This window comes from Sphingomonas sp. (assembly GCF_019749955.1).
Lineage (GTDB): Bacteria > Pseudomonadota > Alphaproteobacteria > Sphingomonadales > Sphingomonadaceae > Sphingomonas.
In genome coordinates, this window is sequence record NZ_JAIEPC010000036.1 from 19,003 (window position 1) to 27,260 (window position 8,258).

Sequence of the window (8,258 nt, forward strand, 5' to 3'; positions counted from 1 at the left end):
CCTTGGAATTGTTACTCGTCGTGCCACGTCACGCCGTCGCGCTCAGTGAGCGCAATCGCTGCTGATGGCCCCCAGCTTCCCGCCGTATAGGGTTTGGGCTTCATGCCATGGGCTTCCCAGCCACGGCGGATCTGGTCGATCCAGGTCCATTGCGCTTCCACTTCGTCGCGGCGCACGAACAGCGTCGGGTCGCCGTCGATCAGGTCGAGCAGCAGCCGTTCATAAGCGATCCGCCGCCGGGTCCCTGCAAATTCGGTGTCGAGTGACAGGTCGAGCGGCACTTCGCGCAGACGAATCCCCTCGCGGTCCAGACCCGGCTCCTTCGCCATCACTAGCAGGCGGACATATTCCTCAGGCTGGAGGCGGATGACGAGCGCGTTGGGCTGAAGCTTGCCGCCGCGCTCGGCGAAAATCGAATGCGGCACTGGCTTGAACTGGACCACAATTTCCGAATGGCGCGCGGGCAGGCGCTTGCCGGTGCGCAGGTAGAAGGGCACGCCCTGCCAGCGCCAATTATCGACATGCGCCTTGAGCGCCACGAAGGTCTCGGTTGGCGAAGGCTTGCCGAGTTCGTCGGCATAACCGCGCACGGCCTCGCCCTTGACGGCGCCCGCGACATATTGGCCGGTTACGGTGAGCTGCGGTGCGTCGGCTTCCACGATCGGGCGGAGCGAGCGCAGCACCTTGACCTTCTCGTCGCGGATCGCGGTGCCGTCGAAGCGGGCGGGGGGCTCCATCGCAATCAGCGCGAGCAATTGCAGCATGTGGTTCTGCACCATGTCACGCAAAGCGCCCGAGCTTTCGTAATAGCCCGCGCGGCCTTCCAGCCCGACCGTTTCTGCGACCGTAATCTGGACATGGTCGATCCCGCGCGCGCTCCATACCGGCTCGAACAGCGTGTTGCCGAAGCGCAGCGCCAAGATGTTTTGGACGGTTTCCTTGCCCAGATAATGGTCGATGCGGAACGTGCGGTCTTCGGGGAAGACCTCGGCCACCGCATCGTTGATCTCGCGACTCGTCGCGAGATCAGTGCCGAGCGGCTTTTCGAGGCCAATCCGCACGCCGTCGCAGGCGAGTCCTGCGCCCGCCAGCCCGGCGATCGTCGCGCGGAACAGCGATGGCGCCGTCGACAAGAAGATCGCGAGGCCCTGGTCGCAGCTCCCGACCTTGGCCGCCAGCGCATCAAAGCCTTGCGGATGCGATGCGTCGAGTGGCTGATAGCCCAGCCGACTGAGGAACTGGCCGACTGCAGCATCATTTTTGCGATCGGCGGGCAGATAGGTGTCGAGCGCTTCGGCGGCAAAGGCGCGGTAGCTGGCATCGTCATGCTGCGAGCGCGCGGTGCCGGTGATCGTCAGCCCCGGCGGGAGCAGGCCGTCGATGTGCAGGCCATAAAGCGACGGCAGCAGCATGCGTTGCGCCAGATCGCCAGTGGCACCGAACAGCAGAAGCTTGCCTGCGGGTTGGTTCATAGGATCAGTCCCGCCTGCGGGTCGAGCCCGGCCATGATGTTGAGATTCTGCACTGCCGCCCCGCTGGCGCCCTTGCCGAGATTGTCGAGCGTGGCGATGAGCCGGGCCTGCCCCGTCGCGGTGTCGCCACCGACGTGGAGTGTCATGCGGTCGGTGCCGGCATCGTCTTCGATGCGGATGAAGCGCGCGCCGGGATCGGCGACGCGGATCACGGGGCTTGTTGCATAGGCGTCGGCCAGAGTCGCGCGGATCGCCTCGATCGTGGGGCGGCGCGGGAGCGCGTGGAGCGCGAGCGGCACGTCGACGACCATGCCGCGATATGTTCGCGCGACGTTCGGCGTAAAGACCGGCGGATGCTCAATCCGCGCGTGCTTTTGCATTTCGGGCACATGCTTGTGGTCGAGATCGAGCGCATAGGCGCGGTATGTGGTGGCCTCGGCGCCGCCTTCGAAGTCGGCGATCATCGTCTTGCCGCCGCCCGAATAGCCAGAGGCGGCATTGACGCTCAGGATCCAGTCGGGCGGGACAATCCCGGCGCGCACCAGCGGGCGAACGAGCGCGAGAAAACCGGTGGGGTAGCATCCCGGATTGGTCACATAGCGTGCGGCAGCGATCGCTTCGGCCTGACCGGGGTCGAGCTCGGCAAAGCCATAGGCCCAGCCGGGCGCGGTGCGATGCGCGGTCGATGCGTCGATCACCCGTGTCTCGGGGTTCGTGATCATTGCCACGGCCTCGCGCGCGGCGTCGTCGGGCAGGCAGAGGATGACGAAATCGGCGGCATTCAGCGCTTCGGCACGCGCGGCCGGGTCCTTGCGCTGCGCATCGTCGAGGGTGACGAGCGTCAGGTCAGTCCGGCGGCTCAGCCGTTCCCGAATTTCAAGGCCAGTGGTTCCGGCCGCGCCGTCGATGAAAACTTGTGCCGTCAATCGATGTCGCCCAGGCTCACCAGTGCGGTTTGAGCGATATAGCCGACCCGACCGATCCGTGGCGCCGTGCCCCATATTTGGCCACCGGCAAAATCGAGCGCTTCGACCAGATCGCCTACCGCAAGCATGGCAATCATCGGCGCATCCTCCGCAGGCCCAGCGCGAAACGGCGCGGGCATCGCGACTGACATAGCCAAGGGCGCGGCATAATGCGGGGCGAATACGTATTCGGCGAGCCGAATGTCGGCGAGATCGCGCCGCACCGCCTGGGTTTCGGTGTCGAGCGGGCGCCGGGGCCCGGTGAGCGCAAAGCTCCTACGCAGGGACTCGCTCGGCGTCGATGCCGGGCTTGGAGCCGAGAAACTGGCCGAATTCTTCAAGGAAACTTGCCCCTTCGACGGTGCGCGCGACATAGATATTCCGTTTGTCGCTGTCGTCGCGCTCCCGTCGCAGATAGCCGAGCGACCCGAGCCTGTTCAAGGCGCGTGTCACAACCGGCTTCGAAACATTCAATCCGCGCGCCAATCCGCGCACCGTGTGTGGCCCCGGTTCGAGATAAACGATCAGCAACAGCGCCATCTGGCGGTTGGTAAGATCGGGCTCGCCCGAGCGGACATAATCCACCAAGGCGCCCATCCACTGGGTGAGCGGCTGGGGCGAAACAATCGCAATATGAGTTCCGTGCATGGCGTGATCACATTATTCAGGAGGACAGGTGAAACGATGAACGCGCGGGCCGCGAAGTGGTTTCTTGGGCTTTCAACTGGGCCGGTTGCTGCACCCCGCCGCACGGGCGGGGGAAGGAGGCGCGGCGCATTTGGGGCAACAGTTGATCGCGCGGCACTGCTCGCCTATGTGCGCGCTTTATCCCGTCTTTCGGAAATCGCACCCAAGCCATGCTTTTCACTTTCCTGTTCGTTGTCCAGGCGCTCGTCGCGGCCGGTCTTGTCGGCGTCATTTTGATGCAGAAGTCTGAAGGCGGCGGGCTCGGCATGGGCGGCAGCCCGTCGGGCCTGATGTCGGCGCGCGGTGCCGCTGATTTTCTGACGCGGATGACATCGATCCTGGCGACCGCGTTCGTCAGCCTCGCGATTGTGCTCGCGGTGTTGGCCGCGACCCGGCAGACGCAGCGGGTGACGGCGACCGCGCCTGCGCCCGCCGCGCCAGTGACCGCACCCGGCGCGCCGTCGCCGCTCGGCGCGGCACCGTCGCCGCTCGGTGAGCAGAAATCCGCGGCGCAGGTCGCCGCCGAAGCCGAAGCCAAGACCAAGCCCGCCGCCAACGCGACCGCGCCGGTCACGGGCAACAGCGCGGTGCCGATCGAGCGCTGACACAGCGCGGTCTCGCCGCCGCGCGAAAAAGTTTTTCGCTGGCTGGGGGGATTCGCACGCTTGCCCCGGTGGCAGGTTCACCGCTAGGCGTTTCCTCCCATGACGCGGTTCATTTTCATCACCGGCGGCGTGGTCTCCTCGCTTGGCAAGGGTCTTATGGCAGCGAGCCTTGCCGCTTTGCTGCAAGCGCGTGGCTATCGCGTGCGGATTCGCAAGTTCGATCCGTATCTCAACGTCGATCCGGGTACGATGTCGCCCTATCAGCACGGCGAAGTCTTCGTGACGGACGATGGCGCCGAGACCGATCTCGATCTTGGCCATTATGAGCGCTTCACGGGCGTGCCCGGCCGCCAGTCGGACAATGTGACCTCGGGCCGCATTTATCAGACGATCATCACCCGCGAACGGCGCGGCGATTATCTCGGGGCCACCGTGCAGGTGATCCCGCACGTCACCGACGCGATCAAGGCGTTTGCGGTGGCCGATTCGGACGATGTCGATTTCGTGCTGTGCGAGATCGGCGGCACCGTCGGCGATATCGAGTCGCTGCCGTTCATCGAAGCGATTCGCCAGCTCCGCAATGATCTGGGCCGCGCGCGATCGGTGTTCATTCACGTGACCTTGGTGCCGTACATCGCCGCTGCCGGCGAATTGAAGACCAAGCCGACGCAGCACAGCGTGCGCGAGCTGACCGCGCTCGGCATCCAGCCCGATGTGCTCGTCTGCCGCGCCGAGCGTCCGCTCCCGGCCAGTGACCGCGCCAAGATCGCGCTGTTCTGCAACGTGCCGGTCGAAGCCGTGATCCCCGCGCTCGACGCCCAATCCATCTATGGCGTGCCGCTGCAATATCATGCCGAAGGGCTCGACCATGCGGTGCTCAACGCCTTCATGATCGACGCGGGCGCGACGCCCGACCTGACGCGCTGGTCCGACATCATGGAGCGGCTCGGCAATCCCGAAGGCGAAGTGACGATCGGCGTCGTTGGCAAATATGTCGGCCTGCCTGATGCGTACAAGTCGCTCAACGAAGCGCTGGTGCATGGCGGCATCGCCAATCGCGTCAAGGTCAACATCCAGTGGATCGACGCCGAATTGTTCGAGGCGGAAGACAGCGACATCGCCGCCAAGCTCGAGCCGATGCACGCGATCCTCGTCCCCGGTGCGTTCGGCGAGCGCGGGGCAGAGGGCAAAATCGCCAGCGTCCGCTTTGCGCGGGAACGGCAAGTGCCGTTCTTTGGCATCTGCTTCGGCATGCAGATGGCGTGCATCGAAGGGATGCGGAACCTCGCCGATGTGCCGCAAGCCTCGTCGACCGAATTCGGCCCGACGCCCGAGCCGGTGGTCGGCATGATCACCGAATGGATGTCGGCAGCGGGCCTTCAGACGCGCGCAGCGGGCGGTGACCTCGGCGGCACGATGCGGCTGGGCGCTTATCCCGCGACGCTGGCGGGTAACAGTGTCGTCGCGTCAATCTATGGCTCGACCGAGATCAGCGAACGCCATCGCCACCGCTATGAGGTCAACACCGCCTATCGCGATCCGCTCGAAAAGGGCGGGCTCGTGTTCAGCGGCATGTCGCCCGATGGCACGCTGCCCGAAATCGTCGAGCGGCCCGACCATCCGTGGTTCGTCGGCGTGCAATATCACCCCGAGCTTAAGAGCAAGCCGTTTGATCCGCACCCGCTGTTCAAGAGCTTCATCGAAGCGGCGGTGCGCCAGAGCCGGTTGGTTTAGGGCCGAAATTCCGGCAGCGGCCAACGGCCGGCCTGTGTCGCGAGGCTGAAAGGTTACAAAAGTCACGACCTCCGCAGGGGGTGACGTGCCCCGCTGCATGCCAAATCACCGTCATGTCAAAGAGCACCGACTCGGACTGACACAGGTTTTCCGACATTGAAAGCCTGCGCCCGCACGACTTTGTCGGGTTAAAGTGTCGTGAAAATTTGACACTTTAAAATGTTCAGATAGATTGACACCAGTGCGGATTTGCGCGGGTCGTTACGGGGCTGGGCCGTCCGATATCGTGGGTTCGACCGCACTTGTGAACGACGGCCATGTTGACCGTCGTGCGGTCGTGCCGGGGATTGGGACACTTTCTGCACATCGACCGTCTGGTGTCCCAAGAGAGGGAAGAGAATGGCAGACGATATGGACACGGTTTATCCGACCGGGCTTACGCCAAGACAAGCCGAAGAAATTCAGCAAGGCTTGATGTGGGGAACCCGGATTTATGCAGGCATCGCGGTCGCCGCGCATGTCCTTGCATTTATCTATTCCCCTTGGCTGCATTGATCGGGAGAATAGATCATGAAAGAAGGACGTATCTGGCTGTATGTCAGCCCTACTATCGGCCTCCCGCTGTTTTTCATCGCCTTTGTGACGGCATCTTTGCTCGTGCATGCGTCGATCCTGACGAACACGACCTGGATGGCGGCATTCTTCCAAGGCAGCGCCAAGGCGGCGGCACCGGCACCTGCAGCAGCGGCTCCCGTTGCTGCGGCGCCCGTTGCAGCGGCTCCGGCCACCGACGCAATGGCGACGACCGAAGCAGCGAAATAAGCTTTTGGCGCTGCTGCGGCAGCGTCAACAGGCTGCAATGAAGAAGGGGCAGGGGGCCAGCTACCCTGCCCCTTCTCTTGTCAGCGGGATGTGGGTCGGGCGCGAAGCAAGGGCACCATCGCGGCCAGCGTTGCAATCAGCAGCACAATCTCGATCGTATAGACAATGATATAACCCGTCGCGGCGGGCTGCCACGGTAGTGCGAGCCCGGCGGGTTGGCCAACATCGCGCAGAAAGCCGCCCAGTGCCGCGCCGACCCCGGCGGCGGTTGCCTGCGCCGCGCCCCAGCTGCCGAGCGCGAGGCCGATCTGTTCCTTGGGCGCGAAGTTCATCGTCGCGGTCAGCGTGCCATGGCCGAACAGCCCGCCGCCAAAGCCGATCAGCCCGACGCCCACCACGAACAGCCAGGCAACATGCAGCGGCGCCGCCGCGATCACCATCGCGAAAGCCGGGATGCCGATCAGCGCGCCAATGATGGCCATGCGGAAGGGATCGAAGCCGCGGCTGAGGATGCGCGACGCCAGCGCGAAGCCGAGCAAGCCGCCGCCAGCAAAGGTGGCAGTGAGCTTGGTGGTATCGCCCACGCTCAAGCCCAGGATTTGCCCGCCATAGGGTTCGAGCAGAATATCCTCCATGCTGAACGCCAGCGTTCCGAGCGCGACCGCGACCAGTCGCCGGATCGCATGCGGCTCCGCAGCATAGAGCGCCCAGGATTCCTGAAAAGTCCGCTGGGCCTCGATCACGCGGTTGGGCTGGCGGGCTTCCTGTTTCCACAGCGCTGCAAAATTGAGCACGAAGGTGATGACGGCGGTGCCCTGGATCACCTGAATCAGGCGCCCGTGCGAAAAATTGGCGAGCGCCGCGCCGAACAGAAGTGCTGCGACGATCATGCCGATCAGCAGCATCGAATACATCAGGCCCACGATATTGGGGTGCGCCGATTCAGGCGCCTGATCGGTCGCGAGCGCCAGCCCGACCGTCTGGGTGATGTGGAGGCCTGCGCCGACCAGCAAAAAGGCGAGGCCGGCAGCGGCTTGGCCGATCCACGCTGGCGCGCTGCTCGATTGCCCCGCGCCTGCCAGCACGAGCAGCGCAAAGGGCATCATCGCGAGCCCGCCGAATTGCAGCATTGTGCCACGCAGGATGAACGGCACGCGCCGCCAGCCAAGCGCGGACACATGCGCGTCCGATTGAAAGCCGATCAGCGCACGGAAGGGCGCGAACAGCATCGGCAGCGCGAGCATCACCCCGACGAGCGTCGCGGGCACGCCGAGTTCGACAATCATCACGCGGTTGAGCGTGCCGGCGAGCAGCACCAGCGATACGCCGACCGACACCTGGATCAGCGACAGTCGCAGCAAGCGTGAGAGCGGCAGATCATCGGTCGCGACATCGGCGAAGGGCAGCACCCGGCTGCCCCAGCCCATCCAGATCGACATCATCTTGCGATTGGCGCGATCAATCGGATTGCGCGACGCCGAACGCGATTGCTTGCTGATGTCGGTCATCGTCGCCGCTCGTCTCCGCTCCCCGCGTCGCTACGATCTAAAGCCGGTAGCGCGCCGAGGCGAGATGACGCGATGCCGGGGCGATTTGCAAGGGGGTGGAGCACTGAAGGGTGACGATTGCGTCCAGCAAAAAGGGGCGCGCGGATTGCGCCGGGCGCTTCATCATGGCGGTGAAATGGGCAGCCCTACGCGGCTTCGTTGGCCAGACCACCGTCGTTCGCGGTGACCGTCGGCGCGGCGCCGAGCTTGATCTCTAGATGCTTGGGCTTCATCGCTTCGGGCACTTGGCGGATCAGGGCGTGCCGGAACCTGGCGGACCGTTGAGAGAGGCTTCGAATGGGGGTAGCGACGTCGGCAAAGCCGCCGTCGGTCGGGTCGGCTGTGCCGCCCGCCGGCCGTTCGGGGTGATGCGCGTTCGCGCACCGGCGCGAGCGCCTTCACCCCGAAAAACGGCAAACGCCCGGA

The 8,258-nt window shown here is 64.7% G+C and carries 10 protein-coding genes; 5 read left to right on the forward strand and 5 right to left on the reverse strand.

The genetic code is table 11. The features are described 5' to 3' along the window. Positions 1 to 11: 11 nt before the first annotated feature. Genes zwf through K2W81_RS09755 form a run of 4 tightly spaced genes read right to left on the reverse strand, consistent with a single transcriptional unit; the run spans position 12 to position 3,034 of the window. The gene (gene zwf / locus K2W81_RS09740; RefSeq protein ID WP_294103766.1) at positions 12 to 1,472 is read right to left on the reverse strand and encodes a glucose-6-phosphate dehydrogenase; all 1,461 of its coding nucleotides are present in this window, start codon (positions 1,470 to 1,472) and stop codon (positions 12 to 14) included. Next, positions 1,469 to 2,398 (reverse strand): N-acetyl-gamma-glutamyl-phosphate reductase, encoded by a 930-nt coding sequence (argC, locus tag K2W81_RS09745; RefSeq protein ID WP_294103768.1) that lies wholly within the window; start codon positions 2,396 to 2,398, stop codon positions 1,469 to 1,471. The genes zwf and argC overlap by 4 nt, the downstream gene beginning before the upstream one ends. Continuing rightward, positions 2,395 to 2,661: an SH3 domain-containing protein gene (locus K2W81_RS09750; RefSeq protein WP_294103770.1), complete on the reverse strand. Its 267-nt coding sequence runs from the start codon at positions 2,659 to 2,661 to the stop codon at positions 2,395 to 2,397. The genes argC and K2W81_RS09750 overlap by 4 nt, the downstream gene beginning before the upstream one ends. A 52-nt stretch (positions 2,662 to 2,713) precedes the next feature. Beyond that, complete coding sequence (locus K2W81_RS09755; protein WP_294103772.1) at positions 2,714 to 3,034, reverse strand: MarR family transcriptional regulator; 321 nt, start codon at positions 3,032 to 3,034, stop codon at positions 2,714 to 2,716. Positions 3,035 to 3,294: 260 nt separating this feature from the next. On the opposite strand from K2W81_RS09755, the gene secG reads away from it, so the two are divergent. The 4 genes from secG to K2W81_RS09775 all read left to right on the forward strand — a co-directional run bounded on the left by secG (position 3,295) and on the right by K2W81_RS09775 (position 6,285). Further along, positions 3,295 to 3,729, forward strand: coding sequence for a preprotein translocase subunit SecG (gene secG / locus K2W81_RS09760; protein WP_294103774.1), 435 nt, complete (start codon positions 3,295 to 3,297; stop codon positions 3,727 to 3,729). 99 nt (positions 3,730 to 3,828) lie between these two features. Then, a complete protein-coding gene (locus K2W81_RS09765) occupies positions 3,829 to 5,463 on the forward strand; it encodes a CTP synthase (protein ID WP_294103777.1) in 1,635 nt (544 codons plus the stop codon). Between the two features lie 399 nt (positions 5,464 to 5,862). After that, positions 5,863 to 6,018 carry a light-harvesting protein gene (locus tag K2W81_RS09770; RefSeq protein ID WP_294103779.1) on the forward strand — a complete coding sequence of 52 codons (156 nt, stop codon included), beginning with the start codon at positions 5,863 to 5,865 and terminating at the stop codon, positions 6,016 to 6,018. A gap of 15 nt (positions 6,019 to 6,033) precedes the next feature. Beyond that, the gene (locus K2W81_RS09775; RefSeq protein ID WP_294103781.1) at positions 6,034 to 6,285 is read left to right on the forward strand and encodes a light-harvesting protein; all 252 of its coding nucleotides are present in this window, start codon (positions 6,034 to 6,036) and stop codon (positions 6,283 to 6,285) included. 80 nt (positions 6,286 to 6,365) lie between these two features. Here the strand turns inward: K2W81_RS09775 and K2W81_RS09780 are convergent, their stop codons facing one another. Continuing rightward, positions 6,366 to 7,793 (reverse strand): MFS transporter, encoded by a 1,428-nt coding sequence (locus tag K2W81_RS09780; protein WP_294103783.1) that lies wholly within the window; start codon positions 7,791 to 7,793, stop codon positions 6,366 to 6,368. Positions 7,794 to 7,903: 110 nt separating this feature from the next. Here K2W81_RS09780 and K2W81_RS09785 point away from each other — a divergent pair, with 110 nt between their 5' ends. Further along, the gene (locus tag K2W81_RS09785) at positions 7,904 to 8,050 is read left to right on the forward strand and encodes a hypothetical protein (protein ID WP_294103785.1); all 147 of its coding nucleotides are present in this window, start codon (positions 7,904 to 7,906) and stop codon (positions 8,048 to 8,050) included. Positions 8,051 to 8,258: the final 208 nt, after the last annotated feature.